Annotated in this window: 14 protein-coding genes; all 14 read right to left on the reverse strand. The window is 37.3% G+C overall.

Annotated features, from left to right (window positions below; genetic code table 11):
* Window position 1: 1 nt before the first annotated feature.
* Window positions 2-1,057 (reverse strand): hypothetical protein, encoded by a 1,056-nt coding sequence (locus J3U73_RS03645; protein WP_267409585.1) that lies wholly within the window; start codon window positions 1,055-1,057, stop codon window positions 2-4.
* Entirely contained in the window at window positions 1,054-2,769 is a 1,716-nt protein-coding gene (locus J3U73_RS03650) for a hypothetical protein (RefSeq protein ID WP_267409586.1), read from the reverse strand. Before J3U73_RS03650 ends, J3U73_RS03645 begins: the two co-directional genes overlap by 4 nt.
* Window positions 2,717-2,926 carry a hypothetical protein gene (locus J3U73_RS03655; RefSeq protein ID WP_267409587.1) on the reverse strand — a complete coding sequence of 70 codons (210 nt, stop codon included), beginning with the start codon at window positions 2,924-2,926 and terminating at the stop codon, window positions 2,717-2,719. The genes J3U73_RS03650 and J3U73_RS03655 overlap by 53 nt, the downstream gene beginning before the upstream one ends.
* 9 nt (window positions 2,927-2,935) lie before the next feature.
* Window positions 2,936-6,214: a phage tail spike protein gene (locus J3U73_RS03660; protein WP_267409588.1), complete on the reverse strand. Its 3,279-nt coding sequence runs from the start codon at window positions 6,212-6,214 to the stop codon at window positions 2,936-2,938.
* Entirely contained in the window at window positions 6,214-6,984 is a 771-nt protein-coding gene (locus J3U73_RS03665) for a phage tail protein (protein ID WP_267409589.1), read from the reverse strand. The genes J3U73_RS03660 and J3U73_RS03665 overlap by 1 nt, the downstream gene beginning before the upstream one ends.
* Window positions 6,974-13,345 (reverse strand): phage tail tape measure protein, encoded by a 6,372-nt coding sequence (locus J3U73_RS03670; protein WP_267409590.1) that lies wholly within the window; start codon window positions 13,343-13,345, stop codon window positions 6,974-6,976. Before J3U73_RS03670 ends, J3U73_RS03665 begins: the two co-directional genes overlap by 11 nt.
* Complete coding sequence (locus tag J3U73_RS03675) at window positions 13,346-13,594, reverse strand: hypothetical protein (protein ID WP_267409591.1); 249 nt, start codon at window positions 13,592-13,594, stop codon at window positions 13,346-13,348. It abuts the gene before it with no gap.
* Window positions 13,557-13,910 (reverse strand): phage tail tube assembly chaperone, encoded by a 354-nt coding sequence (locus tag J3U73_RS03680; protein ID WP_267409592.1) that lies wholly within the window; start codon window positions 13,908-13,910, stop codon window positions 13,557-13,559. Before J3U73_RS03680 ends, J3U73_RS03675 begins: the two co-directional genes overlap by 38 nt.
* A gap of 87 nt (window positions 13,911-13,997) precedes the next feature.
* Window positions 13,998-14,705 (reverse strand): phage tail protein, encoded by a 708-nt coding sequence (locus J3U73_RS03685; RefSeq protein ID WP_267409593.1) that lies wholly within the window; start codon window positions 14,703-14,705, stop codon window positions 13,998-14,000.
* The gene (locus tag J3U73_RS03690; protein ID WP_267409594.1) at window positions 14,706-15,068 is read right to left on the reverse strand and encodes a DUF806 family protein; all 363 of its coding nucleotides are present in this window, start codon (window positions 15,066-15,068) and stop codon (window positions 14,706-14,708) included.
* Complete coding sequence (locus tag J3U73_RS03695) at window positions 15,065-15,529, reverse strand: HK97-gp10 family putative phage morphogenesis protein (RefSeq protein ID WP_267409595.1); 465 nt, start codon at window positions 15,527-15,529, stop codon at window positions 15,065-15,067. Before J3U73_RS03695 ends, J3U73_RS03690 begins: the two co-directional genes overlap by 4 nt.
* Window positions 15,522-15,872: a head-tail adaptor protein gene (locus J3U73_RS03700; protein ID WP_267409596.1), complete on the reverse strand. Its 351-nt coding sequence runs from the start codon at window positions 15,870-15,872 to the stop codon at window positions 15,522-15,524. The genes J3U73_RS03695 and J3U73_RS03700 overlap by 8 nt, the downstream gene beginning before the upstream one ends.
* Complete coding sequence (locus J3U73_RS03705; RefSeq protein ID WP_267409597.1) at window positions 15,829-16,188, reverse strand: head-tail connector protein; 360 nt, start codon at window positions 16,186-16,188, stop codon at window positions 15,829-15,831. The genes J3U73_RS03700 and J3U73_RS03705 overlap by 44 nt, the downstream gene beginning before the upstream one ends.
* Window positions 16,188-17,444, reverse strand: coding sequence for a phage major capsid protein (locus tag J3U73_RS03710; protein WP_267409598.1), 1,257 nt, complete (start codon window positions 17,442-17,444; stop codon window positions 16,188-16,190). The genes J3U73_RS03705 and J3U73_RS03710 overlap by 1 nt, the downstream gene beginning before the upstream one ends.
* Window positions 17,445-17,460: the final 16 nt, after the last annotated feature.

The raw sequence follows: 17,460 nt of genomic DNA on the forward strand, positions 1-17,460 counted from the left end.
TTTAATTTCCTTTCTCTTCTATATTTATCAGTTTTTTGACTATTAAACTATAATTTAAGTCACTATTATATTTATTATATAAATAATAAATGTTGCCATTATTATCGACATCTAATTTACCGTGGAACATTGACTTATTTTGATTAGTTAAAATTTGTGTATCAAAAATCAAAGTACCATCAGAGCTATATTTTATTAAACCCAATATATTACCTGCACCATTTGATTCGTCTGAAATAAAGTAGAGATTTTTTTGATAATCTAAGGCAATAGTGGGATTAGAATCTACTATTCTTCGACTATATTCAGTTGATACTTTATTTTCAAAATTATATTTATAGACTGCCCCATATATATCAGTAACAATAGCATTTCCAAGACCATCTAAGAAAACGTTACCAACGGTATAACTAGATGGTGTTGTGCATACGGTGGTATAGTTGGATATATTGCTTTTATCTATTTTTATTAATTGATTTCCCAATCCTGCGTATAAAAATGAATCGTTTGCAACTAAAGTTGATCTGTCTAGATTCAAATCAATTCGTTTAATTAATTTTCCTTGTTTATCAATCTCATAAGACCAACGATTAGTATCATTATTATAATTACCTGATAAATAAAAATAATTACCATCTACGATAAAATTAGTTATTACATTGCATAAATATTCATCTAGTTTAAATTTATTTTCAATATTTCCATTATTATCTAATTTTGAAATATATGAATAATCAGTATCTGCTAAAGCTATATAGACATCATTGTTAGTATCAATTGCAATTCGCTGAATATCGGCAATTGTTTTGGACCAGATTAAAGTGCCCTCGGAATTTAATTTAAAAATTTTGTAATGTGTTAGCACATAAATATTGTTATTTGAATCAGTCAAACATTGGTTAACCGTGTCTGTATTTACAATACCCAATTCTTTCGTCCACACTTCACTGCAAGTGCTTGGCAATGTCTCCCAACCTTTCGACTGGTAAATTAGCGCATTGTTGAGATATGCTTGTTGAACTACTTTCTTACCAAAAAATATATTTGATAGCGTCATTTAACCACCACCTCGTAATCACTGATGATAAAGTAAATTGTCATTGGGTCATAGCTGGTTAATGCCTGATATTGTGTTAACGTGCCAGTCCATGACCTCATCATCGACTGTTTCATTTCAATCATCTGATTTTGCACATTACTTAAATCTTGTGTATTAATCACCCGATTGAATTTAGGATAGTCGCTGTAAGTTTTATTTATATAGCGATAATCTATGATAAAATCCTGCATTTGTCGGCAAATAATTACCTGAAATGTGTTATCAAGGGCGGCGTTATTAACAATCAAAATGTAACCATAAGTTGCATTTGTCTGTGTGAAACCCGGTAAGCTATCTAAGTTAAGCTGTAAGTCAGAATTTTTTAGCTCATAAATACCAGTTGTGGTTAGTGTGTTCGGATCAACTTTAGCATCTTTAAAAATCTTTGTTGGATGATTAAAGTCAGGCAATACCACCTTGCCATCTTTATCAGCTGTAACATCGTTAACAGACAGAACCCGTTTAGCAATATCGGCGCTTAGCTTATCATGTGCAGTTTTAGCATCTGTTTTAGTTTCTAAGCTTGATAAATCAGGCTGTGGTATGTCCAGATTGGCCACACCGTCTGCGTCTGGGTCAATTGGGTCACCACCGTTAACACTAATCTGCTTTAACTTACCAGCTTGGGCAAGCTTTTGGTCCATGGTTGCTTTATCATAATAATTTTCTAAATCGCTTAAATGTGCAAATTTAGTAAAATCGACATTGTTAATATTGGCAATAGCCTTATTTGCGGAATCAATGGCTTCTTTTAACTCAGCTTGCGTTTTTTCATCATTTTGTAATTCGTTAACAAGTTTATCAAGTTGTTTTTGAAAGTCAGCAATTGTGCTAGTTTTCCAATTATTGTAATCAGATTGAATGCTTGCCAACTTTGCTTGAAAATCGGTATTAGCCTGCTTAATTGCAGCTTGTTTGTCAGTCTCAATTTGAGCAATAGCTTTGTCACTGGCTGTCTTATTGGCAGACAGTTGATTATCTGCAGCTGATTGGATGGCTTTCTTTTGCGCATTGTAATCAGCATTAATCTGCTCCGTCTGATTTTTCCAATCAGTTTGCAAATCAGTAATAGCTTTTTGCTGATTGATTAATTCGTTTTTCCAGTTGTTAATTAATTGATTAGCACAATCAATTACAGTCTGGATATTTGTATTGCCATTTTTAATCAGTTGGTCTATGTCAGCTTGCCACTTCTTGAATAGTGCATCCCTATCATCTTCGGTTTTCTGAATGACTGCTTTGTAATGCGTTTCCAATGCTGTTAATGAAGATACATAGTTATCGTTATTGACATGGATAGTTTCGTCCTGAATTACGTCAATATTAAAACTCTTAGTAGTGTCAATAACATCGCCATCTTTTGAGCTAATATCAAACCAGGCAATACCACTAGCGGCATAGACTGCATCGGCCAAAGTGTACGTAAATCTGCCGGCTTTTTCATCTGTTACATTAAAATGAGCGGCCTCGTTGTCACTAACGATTTTGCCGCCCTCTTTGTTTTCGGAAAAAGTAATTTTCCTATCAGTTAAATCGTAACCACTGCCATTAGCATCGGTTACGATTACATCTAATTTCTGTCCTTTTTCTCCTTGGCCAATTTTTCGGACATGGTCACTAACTGTGCTGATTGATTTGTTTGTCGGCAGTGTGATCAGCGCTAGACTCATGTTTTGCCTCCTTTCTTAATGTGTTAATTGTTTCTTGCAATTGCGCATTACGCTCTTGCAATTGCTCGTTTTCAGCTTGTGTTTTTGACAATTCCAAATTCAAATTGCCAATCTGAACGGCCATATTACTGGCCAACTGATTTAATTGTTTATCCATTTTAAACTCCTATAGAAAATCCCATTGACTAGATTTACCATTCCAATGCCGGCGAACCCAATCTTGGATTGAAGCGATACCGTCTGCATTTTTTAAAAACATTCCATTATCGTCATAGATATGGCCATTATAAAACGACAGTCCACTAATCATGCTTACGCCATCGCTGGAAACTCTGCCGTTAACACCACCACCACGAGCTAGCCAGATGCCTTTACTGTTAGTAATTACTGCATCATCGCCATTTGTAACTACAAATCCATAATTACCAGTAATTGCACCACTCACACTAGGTGGTAAGGTGTCATTGATTGCGCCCACTGTTAACGTTGTCCCACCTACACGTGTTACAACTGAGCTATTAACGACCAGACTCTGAACATTTAGTGCTTTAACAACACCAGCATCTATTTCTTCAGCGTTAATTGTCCCGTCAGAACGAATGGCTGTTCTTGTGTTTCCACTTGGACTAAAAAATCCTAGTCCATGGTTATTAAATCTTAATGATCCTTCAGAATTAACCGCTCGGATTTCAACCGGATTTTTATAAGTTTGATTTCCAGAAGCATCTACAAATTGTAAAATAGCTGAACCACCTGAGGCTATCCAAGCTTGTGCGTCCTGCATCTGTTGGTTGTAATCTTGTAGTGCTTTATCAAATCGATCCTGTTGTACTTCAAGTTGACCAGTTTTATCACTTACGATACCAATTTCTTTACCAATTCGCATTTCAGCTTCTAAACGCTGCTTGCCTTCTAATTTTAAAGCCTTAGCAACTGAATCAGTTAAACCATAGGCTTTTTTTATTGACTGATTGGTCTTTTTGAAACGCTCATTAGATTTACTATCAATTGCACTCTCCATCAAATGCTGCCACGTTTCAGGTGGTTGCCCGAGCTGAATTTGTTGGTAATGGTGGGACAAACAGTCAAATACAGTACCAGTAATTTCAGCAGTTTCTTGAATATCATATTGCTTAAAACGCACGTAAAGCTTATCGTATAGACTCAATTGTGTCATATCAGCATTAATGCCAGACATTTCTTTATAAGTCAATGTAGTCGAAACGTTGATATGGCCATATTTGTGTTCAATTAGATAGTTTTGGCCAAGTTGAGTAAGCTGGTCAATATCAGCTTGCGTTGCCACAAAAGTACCATCAGGTTGTTGTCCTGATAGGTCCTGATCGTCATGCTGAAAATTCCCACTTAAGTCAACTGTATTAACCTTATCAACATTAATATCAATTCCGAAACCATCTGCATACATTGGGCCAACTTTGACTGTAACTTCCTTTTGCGACTCATCAACATTAGCATCGTAATCATCACTTCCACCAGTTTCGTCATCATCTGGAGAATGTAACGTTGAGTTATCAAGATTATCTTCAGGGATCCAGCCTACATGCCCTTTATAGATTACTTCGATGTAGGTCTTACCATCGCCTCCTTTAGCTTCATGTCCCCCAATAGTAAAGTCACCGTTTTCTGAACTGGCACCGGTTGGAATTGACCAGTTAGATGCATTACGGCTGTCGGGCGTATCATAAATTTCAACTTTCGAATGGTCTTTTAACTTCTGTTTTAAAATCTCATCCCACGATTTCGGTTTGACCATTCCGTTTTTATGGTAATCAATCGAACTCGAACTGACCCAACCGTATTTAGTGTGATGGTATGTCTTACCATTTTGCACAATAGTTTTATCAATTGTAGCTTTGCCAGCATGCGCCTTAACTTTAGTTTTCTTTTCCTTTTCTTTCCAATAGGATTTGTTAGGCACCTTCTTGCCTTTAACATACCGATAGGGCTTTTTACTACTTCCATGAGTTACAACAGTAGTTTCAGTTGGAACCATTTCATGCTTTTTTGAGTCCCAATGATACTTAACAGCACCATCCTTAATCGTACCGTAGCCAGAGTTGTTATATTCCTTATAGGCGCCTTCCTGACTCAGTGACAAGTGCGGACCATATAGCCATTCATGATCTCTTATTCTGTACCAAATATCGCCATTCTGGTTACGCTCGGCCATGTCGTAGTGCACAACCGTACCATTTTTATAAGTTGTTCCCGTACGATAATGACTAGGTCCGATATCTGGTGCGTAGTAGCCGTGGATAATGCCACCTTCTTTGTAGGCAACGACCGCCGTCCCTGACATGCTAATTCTAGTGCCTGCACCAGATTCATCGTTAATATCGTCACCCTTAATAACAGCATCACCGGTTACATTGTTAACTAAATAATCGCCACTTTTATCAAAATTCAGCCAGTTGGCATCAATCCAGCCACCTCCTTTGATTGGGTACCAATCATCACCATTAACAGTGTTAATTTGATATTTTCCATCTGGCGTAAAATCGCCATCGTGGACAACTGTACCTAGGTTAACTTTATCGTTATTATTTAGCGAGCCAATTAATCGCTGACCTTCAACCGGTGAGTCGTAAATATTTACTGAGCCACCTGCCATATAAACACTGGCTACGCTAGAATAATCAGATTCCCAATTATTCCAATCAGTATTGTCCTCAGTCGCAATTGCTTGACCCGGTGTATAAGTAACGACAAATACCGCACCGGTCCACATATTTTCGATATTACGATCCTGGCTAATAGATTGAATGTTTTTACCGTAGTCAACAATAATACCAGTATCGGTACCAGCTTGTTTTGAATGATGAATATCAAAATTATCAAATTCAAGTTCTCCGCCAAACAACCCCAAAACAGATTGAACAGCTGTATCGCCTTCGGCGTCGGGATCAATTAAAATTGAACCTGCCTGCTGACCTTTCTCAACATTGATATTGCTGACAGTTGTCACGTCGCTATCAAAAGTAAAATCTTTAGCTGGCTGCATCGTATTCAATACCTGGTTCATCAAGTCTTGGGCTGTTCCTGAAACAATCTGAATGCCATCAGGAACAGTTGCATCATTTAATGTAGAAGAAATGTGGTTAGCATCTATCACTAATTGTTTATCTTCTCGTTGAACATGTACGATTTTAAATATTTGATGAACGAACTTGGCATTAATGTCGGCCATTAAATAGGTATTTTCTTTCAGCTTTTTTGCATGAATACCATCTCTCGGATAAGTTAATTGTAAAGTGGGATATTGGTTATCATTCCAGGTTACTAAACAACTAACTGCATCGCTTAGTGTTAAGCCAGACGTAGAAAAATCACTGTTAACGCTTTGATACCAATGTGGGTAGTCTAAAAGATAATCATAAACACTGTAATCAGTTTCTGGAATCTTACCTACAGTTATTAATGCCATTAGATCAATCGCCTCCATCTCGGCATATATTCCGCTCTCGTAATTACGCCATCATCTGCCGTAATTGAAATCTTATTTTCGCCGCTTGGTAATTCTGGCGGTAATAAATTAGGAAAATGTGTTTGATTATTGAATAAGTTATTATCTTTGTCATAAGTGTCCCCGGTATCGCCATTAAGCCAGAACTCACCGCTCATATTGTCAAACTGATAATTTAAATCATTAACATTTAAAACAAACGAACCCTTAGCAACAAAATGCCAATTAGGAACAGCAACGCGCGATTCTGAATTATAAACAATGCCATTATCTGGCAAATTAATGTAATTAATGCCGTCAACGCGATACTGAAATGGCTCGCAATAGAACGACAACTGACCAGTTCCATAATTTAATTGGTTAGGGTCCCAATTAATTGTTGGTGGTGTTTGCATGATTGCGTTGTAAGCATATTCGGGATCGATATCAAATTGTAAGAATTCGTATTGTCTCCTGCCTTCAAGTACCGGACTAGCTAGCCAGTCGATTAATTCACGTTCCCAGTCGAACTGAGAAATATCAATTGGTCGGTTAATAATGCAATTAAAAACGCGTGTCACATTTTGATACGCGTCATTATCTTGTAAAAAATCTCCCGAACGTCCGGTAATATGCGTCACTTCCAAATCAGGCACGGGATAGACTGGATTTAACGGATATTGGACCTTGATTCCTAAATCAAGTGACGATTTGTTTTGGTAAATTAAACCGGAAAAATCACTAGAAGCCACCGCTTAATCCCCTCCTTTGCTTAATTTGATTAGCTCGTTCGTTTTCTTTGTAGAATGGTTCAACCACTGACCACAACGTTCTGCCTTCAGGTGTTGTCAGAGTAATATTTGCTGAATTATCTTTATTAACAAGTCTTTCTAGCAACAATAGAACTGCTTGTCGAAAGTCTTGTTCTTCTTTCTTTTCCTTTGGGTCAACTACAGGTTGATTGCCAAAACCACTTTGCACAGATAGAATACCAATCGCTTTACCAATTAACTCCCAAGCGCGCGTAGCTTTTGTTGGAACAAGCGGGACTGCCATTTCTGGACCAGCTTCACCAAAAATCGAAGGTTGGTTAGCAATGCCACCGTTAGCATACCAGTTGTGCGCTTTACGGAAAGCAACTGCTTTTTCTACAGTCCCATAACGGTCTTTAATGTAATCCATAATGCCCATTAATTGAGCGATTGGATTCCATTTATTACCATGGTCCGAGTAGTAATGCATGTTTTCAGCCGACATCTGACCCATGCCCCAGTGATTGCCATTAGTTGCTTTAGGATTCCAACCAGATTCAGCTGTAACAATGTAATTGATATTCTCCCAATCCTTTTTAGGAATGCCCGCTTGTTGCATCCAGTGCGAATGATCTCCGCTTGGTTTGCCGGCAATTCCAGTACTAGAAGTGCCGAATTCGTCAGCAATCTTGCTAATTGTTTTCCAAAAACCTTTGCCAACCTGATTTTTAATTTTCTTGGCCAAACCAGTATCAACTTTTACCTTATCGCTATCATCATCTTGTTTTAGACCTTTAACATGCCCGAATTTAGGGCTCCCTTTGCCAACAACTGAATCCAAGGTGTTCATGTGAATCCCTTGTGATGGCGATTGTGCACTGAAGTACTTATTGCCACCAGCATAAACACCCACGTGGTCAGAGCCACCTGACCCCCAGAATACTAGGTCGCCACTTTTTGCTTGTGCCTTACTAATATGCTGCGTCCTATCATATTGCGCACCACTAAAGTGGGGATAGCTGATTCCATAAGCTTTTTTAAGAGCATATAAAACTAACCCTGAACAATCAAATGTAGTAGGTCCATAAGCACCCCATACATATTTATGGCCTTCACCGTATTTTTCAACAGCCTTTAATAAACCGGATGCATTGCCATCATTAATCTTGTCGTTGACCATCTTCCAAAGCTGGCCCCACCAATCAACTGCCTGGTTACCAATCTTTTTCAGAGAACCATCGATTAACGACTTCAATGCTTTTCGACTGCTATCTGAAAAATTAAAAATCTTATCTAACGTATTAGTTGGATTTTTGTTATATGCTTTTGCTTGCTCATATAGCTTCTTCAGATAGCCAGTGCCACTTGCAAAACGAGTTAATCCTAACATCTTGCTTTCACTTGCATTGAAAACTTCATCACCAGGACTAAGCAATGCTGGCACATTAACGCCCTGAACAATACCTAATTGCCCAGTACTTGGACGATAAATAGTTTCCCGGTTACCAGTTTCTGGACTATCATGTCCATCGTTTAAAACGGCTAAAGTAGGTTTAGTAATTTTACGTCTTTGATTACCAAAATAACCAGTTCCCGTTGCCAGATGAATTTTACTAATAACGTTGCTGTTACCACCGAATGAACTAATAACTTTATTAACACCAGAAGTTGCATTGTTTATAGTATTAATCATTTTGCTCATACCAGTTTTTACATAACCTGGTATGAGACTTTCGAAGACTTTCTTAAAATCTTTTTCTAAATATTTTAGCCAACTATTAAAATGAGTATTATACTTTTTGGCACTGGATTCAAAATTCTTAATTAACTTTTTGAATCCGTCATCCTGATTCTCACCTGATTTTTTCATTGATTTGGCTAAATCCTTGGGTGCATCATCCCAAAGATCTGACCAATCTTTCTTATATTTTTTCTTGAAAGATTTCAGTGATTTTTCTAATTTCTTAAAAGCAGTTTCAAGTTCGGTAACAAAGTTTTTCTTGCCTTGCTTTTTAAAAGCATCATTAGCTTTTTTGATCTGCTTAGCAATTTGTTCACCAAACTTATCTTTTTTAAGTGTCTTAGATAATTTATTAATGCTTGAATCCAATTTTTTAATTGGACTTTTCAGTTTATTAAAGTTTTTAACTAATGATTTGCTATTTTTATCAAGTTTGCTAAATTGGCTATTAATAGTCTTAAAAGATTTAGCAACAGTTGAATAACTAATTGTCTCAGATTTTTTACTGCCCTTTTTATCTTTAGCTGATTTTGAATCTGATCCGACCGAAACACCCATACTCTGACTAACTTTAAGCATGTTCTTTGAAATAGAGCCAGCATGGTTTTTAAGCTCTTTATACAGTGCGTTAATACCATCTGCCATTTTCGTAAAAGCATTATTTTTAGCAGTAACGCCTTTTTTAGAAAACTGACTAGCCGCTTTAGCAATCGCTTGGAAACCATTAGTTACCGGCTTAATATGTTTTGAGAGCGATACAATACTCTTGTCAACACTATCAAGTGGTTTATTGATTTCTTTAAAATCACTAATTAGCCCATTTTGCTTTTTGCCTTTAACCGTGGTGTCATTAAAAGCTTTGCTAAGATTTTTAACATGTTTCGTTATTGTTTTAGTGTCTGATTTTAATACCTTTTTAAACTTATCCAATCCGGTTGCCATATTAGCAAAGGGATTATTTTTCTTGTTATTAAACTGCTTAGAAACTTTACCAATTTCTTTGAAATCTTTGGTCGTATCGTCCAGCTTTTTGTTCAGATGATAAATTGTAGTGTCTAGGTTATCAAACTGTTTAGCAACGTCTTTAACTTTGCTGTAAATACCGTTCGACTTACCGCCGAAGGCTTTATTTAAATCCTTAAGACCACTAATAATACCTTTTTTGCTCTTACTTAACGATTTTTCAAGTTTGGGCAAATCTTTTGTTAGTTCTTTAAAAGCATCAACCTTCGCCATTGATTTGGCAAAAGTGGCCAAATATTTAAAGGCGTCTCCAATAGGTTTAATATCTTTGCTTAATCTAGCCCATGTTTTTTCATGTTTTGATAACGCACTGCTTACACTATTTAGCTCTTTAGACGGGTCATTTTTCTTGATGGTACTTTTGACCTTACCTAAATTGGCTGCATAGCTTTTTAATGCCTTAGACATCGACTTAACATTACTGATCGAACGCTTAGAAACATCCATGGCCGATGCCATGACCTTTTCATCAGTAGCACTTAATTTTGAAGATTTCTTCGACTTTTTCTTGGAGGCATTATAATCACCATTAAGCCAATTGCCCATACCTCCCCAGAAATTATTCCAGCCTTTTTGCAAGCCTTTTTTGGCTTTTTCCTGGTCCTTTTTGCTAGTGCCGACATTATTCCAGGCTGCACCTAATTGGGCCCACCAGCTGCTTGAATTAGCTGCCTTATGTCCATTAGTAAAACCGCTAATTAATCCTTGTACGGATTTATTAAGACCAGCTGTGAATTTGTCCCAGCCTGATTTCAGAGATGGAATTAAACTATGATTCCACCATCTCACAAAACCATCTGATCCGTGTCTTAGACTAGACCAGATTTTTGGTGCAAAATCAACGAATGCTTTACCAAGACTTGCGCCCAAAGTGGCCCCAGCTGCTGTACCAATACCAGGGACGATAGAACTTATTGCAGCTCCAAGACCACCGCCGATTGCAGCACCAACAGATTGGCCTTTTGCATGTTGTACAGATTTAGCTTTTTTAGAAGTTAAGCCGCGAAAAATATCAATTGCATCAAAAGCTGCCGTTGCAAAAATGGCAAGCTTGCCAAAACCTTTTACTGTTATTGGAAGCAATTTACCGATAAGTCCTTTACCGCTCGCTGTTCCAACTTCTTCAGCAGCAGTGGTAGCTGGGCGGAACAGTCTCATCCACTTAGATTTTCCTAGAATTTTGGCATCGCCAATTTTACCAGCTAATTTTCTAATCCAGCTTAATCCGGCACCTGTACCTGCATCTTCGGCAACCTGAGTACCATATTTGAAAAGTGCACTAAATTTAACCTTGCCTTTTGAATTCAAAATGTTTTTTGACACGCCAGCAACATATTTTTCAGCATCTTTTTTACCAACATTTTCAATCGTTGATTTTCCCAAACTAGCAGTTGTTGAGCTTCCGTTTTCAGCTTTATTCAATATTTCCTGGGCAGCAATATTGTTTTTCAAAAGGGCGTTAGTCTCAATTAAGGTTGCATTATATTCTTCTTGATTTTTCTTGCCAATTAATGTACCTGCAAATAAATCTGAAAGGGTACGTTTAACTGAAACAATTCCTTTCAAAAGTTTATAGCCTGCAAATGCTTCGAGCATTTTTTTGCCAATGTTAGTAACCACTTCAATATGATTGCCTTTGCCAAGCCATTCAATTAAGTCAGCAGCTTTATTAGCAACATTTCCAATACCCTTAGCAATCTTATTAAGGCCGTCCATAGTTGACTTTTTGTTAAAGACCTTAACCATCGCGGTTGATGCCTTCGACAAAGCGGGCATCATTGCAGTACCTATGTCAATTCTGACAGCTTCAATTGCTTCATGGAATTGTTTCTCCTGGTTTTTGGTAGCTTTCATATTTTTATTGGCTAGTTTGCCAACGTAATCGTTTTTATAAGCTCCTGCAACCTGTTTATTAACACGTTCTAATTCTTTAGTATTACTTGCCAAAATAGCAGCTGCATTTTGACCAGTGGTACCAAATACATTATGGAAAAAGTTAGACTGATCTGCTTTAGGGACGTTATCAGCGATTTCCTTGAAAATAGTAGAAATCGGCTTAAGCTTTCCAGCCTTATCCTTAAAGTCAGAGACTGACATACCATACTTTTCTAACGCGTTAGCGCCCGACTTAGACGGCGTTTGCAAACTAATCAGAATCTTACGCAGACCTGTACCAGCTTGCTGAGCTTCTAATCCAGCATTAGAAAGAACACCCATTGCACTGGCTGTATCAGTTAGTGACCTACCAGCTGTCTTAGCAGAGGTGCCAACATAATTCATACCAATACCCAGGGATTTGAAATCTGTAGCAGTTGCATCTGCTGCCATTGCCAATTTATTAGCAACAATCCTTGTGCTGCGTAACATACCAGCAGTTGAATTTGTTCTCATGCCAAAAGCTTCGAGAACAGATGTCGTAACTTGCATGGTGTCTGCAAAGCTATCGCCTGATGCCTTTGAAGCCTGAAGAATAGACTTCATTGCCCCTAGTGACTGACGGCCGTCATAACCACGCTTGATTAGCTCTTGATAACCTTCTGCAATGTTTTGTTGCGATTCGGCATATTGGATCGAATATCTGCGGCCATCTTTCTGCATTTCCGCAACTTCTTTAGTCACATCTTTATTCTTTTCACCAGATGTTACTAATAAGTTAGTATTTTCAGTTAATGTTTTCTGTAAAGAGCCGGCTTCTTTTGCACCTTTAAGGGCGAATGCACCAACCCCTGCGATACCAGTAGCCAAAGCGGCACTAGCGACTTTAGCTTTTTCAAACGATGACTTTAATGAATCGCCTAATTTGCTCGAATTAATTTTAAGCTTAGTAATTGCTTTATCAGCAACAGCAATGCCAGTTGGATGAAACTTGTTAAATTCAGCTCGAACATCTCTTTGCTTATTTTTTAATTCAGCAAGCGAAAGCCCGGTTTTATTTACGCGATTTTCTTGCTTCCGATAAGCGTCACTAGTTTTACCTGACTCTGCTCCAACTCGTTTTAATTCGGCTTCTTGCCGAACAAGTTGCTTTGATAAGTTGTCATAAGATTTACGATATTCAGCCATCTTAACTTGACTAGCCTGAAACTCATTATGTTCAGCTTTTAGCCTAGAAATATATGATTTAGATACTTCAGTAATGCTCTTGTACTCTTTTTGCAAAGAAGCCAGCCCTGTCTCGTAATATCTAAGTGAATCTTTGGCTTTAGTTTGTTGACTAGTTAAAGAAGTTAACCTGGTCTCAGCACGCTTTATTTGACCTTCATTTTTAGCTATTTGTTCACCATATTTGGCAAACTCCTTTTTACCATCTTCGGTTGAACGATCAACATTTTTTTGAGCATCAACCAGATTTTTTTGTTCCCTAGTTAAGCCAGAAATATACTCTTTCTGCTTATCAATAGTAGCTTTTAACCCATCAAACATAGCCTTAGCGGCTTCAGTTGACTTTCCTACAGAGCTTAATTCAGCTTTCTGCGCTTTCCAAGCAGATGTAGCATTAGTAACCGCTTGGCGTAACTCTTTAAGAGTCCTAACCGGTTGTGTGCCATTAAGAGTAATATCAGTCTCCATGCCACCAACCGGAATATTGCCTGCCATCTAATTACCTCCTTTCCTGTCAATTTCTTCAGCAAATTCCCACAAAGTCTTAGGCCTCTTATCACGTGGCTTTGCGTTCATTACTTCAATTAGTCGATAATAATCTGTTTCCTCGAATTCCTTAAGCGACATATGAGCAAATACGACCATCTGCTGTTCTGAATAATCGAAGTCTTCAATCATCTGTTCATATGCATGAACCGGATCATCATCACTTAGACTCTGATTCCTTGCTTTTGTCAGAGTCAAATCCTAAAACTTTTTCAATCACTTCATTCGCAAAATCAACGACATCGCTAAAATCTGACTCTTCTACCTTCTTTACTTGATCATTAGATAATTTGAGAATTGGCTTCAAAAAATCTGTATAAGTGTCAATTAATTGAATCTGAGCATCTAATGAATTAATGATTGATTCGTCATTTTCTAAATCAACGTTGCTAATCGTTTGATTAACTTTCGCGAAATCGCGTTGTGCAACTAGACATTTTCTAATGTTTGCCCCGGTAGTAGAAACTTCAAAAGTTGTTAAATGTAATTTTTTTCCATTAACTTTTACTGACATTTTTTATTTCCTTTCGAAAGAAAAAGGAACGGCTGTCTACCGTTCCTTAATAGCAATTATTACCTCCTCACCCACCCATCTGACTAATTATTTATCGGATAGTGGATTACCTTTAGTATCAGTGGGATTTTTATTACCAGCCGTATTATCAGTGATTGTCTGATTAGTAAGGTACTTAATCATGTTCGTGAAATTGAAATCTTTTTCATTTGAATAGAACTTTTCATACAACAATAAATCCGTACCACGGGCTTGTGCATTAAGTGTTAATGCATCGTGTACCACACTTGGATTTTCTGTATCGGTTTGCATGTTAAGCTCACCAGGTACAAAAACGCCCATCGGAAAGCCAAAGTATAGATCAATCTTGGAACGAGTGTTCTGAGAGTGGGCAATAACACCACCAGTAATCGGATTCGACTTACCGCTACGCGCATAGCCACCGAACTTGTCTTTTTGTAATCCAGTTAATAAATCATAAATTTCGTGTGGAATATCATTTGCCGCTAATGCAATTGTGGGCTGTTCTGTACCAGTGTTAACCTCAGCTACCGCATTTGAACCATAAACACGTGATACTGTTGGTGCTAATCCAGAAATGTTAGCTTGCGTTGCACCGCGTGATGAAAGTAGATCAATCTTAAATAATCCCTTTAACTCTTCCCCGGTAACCGGATCAAAAACCTTACCTTTATCACCATTGTAAGTAAAACCTCCATTGTCTGGGTCTGTCTTAAGCTTTTCGTCTGAATCGCACATCCAAACAATAATATCGTCTAATCCTGTAATTTCCATTTAATTTCTCCTTTTAAAAAACAAATCGATCTCTATCCGACTTTGTTCATCGATATAGTGACCGTTGTCTGGCTGTCTAAGCCAATTTTTTTGCATAAAAAAAGACGCGATTGATTTTTCAAAAGCGTCTGCATCTATCTGACTATTTTTCGGGTAACAGATTTTAACCTGTATTCTAGTTTCTAACTGATTGTAGGTATTGCTACCATGCTCTGTAGGTAGCTGCATGACTTCAGAAACGGCAATTAATGCTTTTGTTTCTGAAGTTAAAGAGCTAGCTGGGATCAAGAAAGAATAGGCTTTACCCAGACCATCTATCCCGGCCGAATTAAGCTCATCAACCACCCGTTTTGCCACGGTCATTTAATCACTTCCTTAAAAGCCTTAGCTTCTGCTTTTAGAACAGCATTTTTAGATTCTAACTGTGATTTTTCAATGAAGTGCATATTCTTAACTTCTTTTGGACTCATGCCAGCAGTACCATTATTAACATATCTAGCCACCATTGCTTGATACTTACTATCAAAACCGACAGTGGTATTGCCTGAATGGATTTTTCCACTGGTAAAGCCCGGCTTAAAGGTAATTGATTCTCTTAAGTGCTTAGTTTTACGTGGACGCTCATTATGTTTCCAGTTAGTATGACCAACTGAGCGGCCCGAATTATAATGTTCCGAGCTCACTGGCGTGTTCTTTTTCAGCGCTTCAGCAAATACAGCTGCGCCAGCACCCGTAATCTTACTTTTCTGTTCAGCAGTTAGATCATACTTTTGTTCAACTGCGCTTAACCATTTTTCGAGCTTATCATCAAGATCATTAGCCATTCGCATCACTCACTTTCGTTAATGTGATTAAATCGTAAGCTGTTGGATTGCGATATGGGTCTTGGTTAATATTAGAAACCTGATATAATTCATTGCTGTACTTTGCATGAGTAATACCTGACCAGTTTTCTCTATGATGAACAACAACGATAAAACTTTGAGTTTGATCTAGCCCTGCCATTTGAATTGCTTGATTAGTGGTTAGGCTCCATCGTCCACACAATGTAGGCTTGCCAATCTGCGAAAAATCTCTAGTTGGGACGCCATTAATATCTTCACTATCTTCGATAGTGCCGAATTTAATCGTCTGTGTTAGTCTGTCTGGATTCTGAAGTTGAACCATTTTTTAGCTCCTCATAACTATCAAAAATGCCGCGCATCTGTCCAATTACTGCTTTAGCAACTGTGCTTGAAGCAGCGGTTGATGGATGGTTAAACCAGTTTGATGCTATTGAATAGCACGCTATTTTATACAATACTATGTTATCTTCATCTTGGTAATACTTATCATTTTTACCAATTGAATTTTGAACAAATATTTCGGCAGCAGATAGTGATGATTCCATTCTTGCAATCGTCTGGCTATCTAAAGATTCATCATCAGGTAGATATCCTAAAGTTCGCTTGAATTCATCATCAACCTTCAAAAATGAAGTCATTATTTAGCAGCCTTAGTAGTTGTATTATCAGTATTAGCAGTACCAGGCTTTACATCATTAATATCTTTAAACGAAGCAGCTGCAAACGCACCATCATCAATTAATTCAACATCAAACCGATCAATAAAGCGGATCTTGGTTGTATCAGTTTCAAATGCACCACCACCGACATTAGTCGACATAACAGACATTTCTTGCCGATTATACAGCTTAATTGCTTGCTTTAAATCTCCAAAATATAGTGGATGTGATCCATTAATGTTCGGCAAAAATCTATCACTAATAACTGTTACTAAGTGTCCTCCAATTTCCTTAATCTCAGGATTAGTCACATTAGGTTGGATTAAGTAACGACCATCAGCATCTTTCATTTTAGAAAGGACATTGAACCCAGATTGGTTAGTAACATAACTCGAAGTTGCAATAATCAATGGATCAAGTGTATTGTTTTCCAGATCCTTAATATCATCAAAATTAGTAATCGTTGGCTTTGCTGGTGCTTTACCCATAACATCTAATATAGCTTTATTACGAGTAATAACATCTTTTCTAGACACCCAATCAATTAACCAACTTAAAATATTTTCATCACTGTCAGCTATAAGTGTATTAGTCGCAGTTGAAATTCCAGCATATCGATGAATATTGTAGATGATTTTAACCAAACTTGGATCGTCATTATCTGGTATTTTACCGGCTTCATTATCCAAATTAGCTAATGGTTTAATTTCTGATAATTTTTCATATATTCTAGAACCACTTGGAATGGAAACATTTTCCACACTTACCAGATTTTCTAAAGATGCAAATTGACGAATAAATTTATTAATTTTTGTTTGAACATCTTCAGGAATAGTAAGCCCTGCATTAGATCCGTCAGGATCAGTAGTAGTTTCTGCATCTTCAGGAATTTTTCCAGTAGTAACCATGTTTCTAATATTAGAAACGAGCTTGTGATTTTCATCCTTAATTTTTTCTTCTTTAGATTTTACTTTTTGAATAGGTTTTTTATTAGTTACCTTTCCAGCAGCTTGCGCATCTTCGAATGTTGTTTTAGCAAAATCTCTAGCCATGATAGCATCTTTATAATCTTGCGAAACTTTCTTCATCTCATTCTTGAAATTTTCTTTTTCTTCATCATTTAAGTTTTCAAAGGTAGCATTAAATTTTTCAGTTAATGCAATCTTTTTTTCTAAAAGATCAGTAACCTTGTTACCCTTAGCAACCCAATCATCATGTAATTGATTGATATTCATTTATCATTTCTCCTTT

It is taken from the genome of Lactobacillus sp. B4005 (assembly GCF_026536045.1).
Lineage (GTDB): Bacteria > Bacillota > Bacilli > Lactobacillales > Lactobacillaceae > Lactobacillus > Lactobacillus panisapium.